Annotated in this window: 1 protein-coding gene; it reads left to right on the top strand. The window is 52.8% G+C overall.

Annotated elements, in window-relative coordinates:
* The first annotated feature begins 185 nt into the window (after positions 1-185).
* Positions 186-311 (top strand): hypothetical protein, encoded by a 126-nt coding sequence (locus tag ACTHTY_RS11685; RefSeq protein ID WP_440367794.1) that lies wholly within the window; start codon positions 186-188, stop codon positions 309-311.
* The last annotated feature ends 172 nt before the right edge of the window (positions 312-483 follow it).

Below are 483 nucleotides of genomic sequence, written 5' to 3'. Positions count from 1 at the left end.
AAGGAGGAGGAAAAGGAAGAGGGGAGAAGAGAAAGGGAAAGGGAGAGAAAGAAAAGGAAAGGGGGGAAAAAGCGGGGGAAAGCGGGGGGCGCGGGACCGAGGGGAACGAGAGAGACCAACTGAACGCCTGAGCCGAACGGGGGAGGAGTGACGAAAACGGGACGAAGATTCACAGCCGTCAAGGGATGACCCGCTATCAGGCGTGGAAAAAAATCAAACCGGAGCAGCTGATCCTGCAACCTCCTGCGGCACATTGCAGAGAGTTGACACTCAGTGCGCCCAAAGAAGCCAAAGTATCGGCTGATTTGTAAATACTCTTCGACGATCGCTTCTACAACGTAAAAGCCATTCACGGAATATCGGTTGGACAAAAGGTTTTGGTAGCAACAAACCCCTGGTAAGAGACCGGAGCAATATTGGCAACGTTTGATGCAGCCAGCCGTACCACACAAGTGGTTATGCCGGACGCGTTGTTCGACGATA

Origin of the sequence: Neisseria sp. P0019.S002, from assembly GCF_051957155.1 — a bacterium.
In the GTDB taxonomy this organism is placed as follows: Bacteria; Pseudomonadota; Gammaproteobacteria; order Burkholderiales; family Neisseriaceae; genus Neisseria; species Neisseria perflava.
Note: the sequence above shows the minus strand (reverse complement) of the source record. Positions and strands in the feature narration are given on the sequence as shown.

Coding starts and splice junctions, on each gene's coding strand:
- ACTHTY_RS11685 (WP_440367794.1), top strand. CDS start 186: ATGACCCGCTATCAGGCGTGGAAAAAAATCAAACCGGAGCAGCTGATC.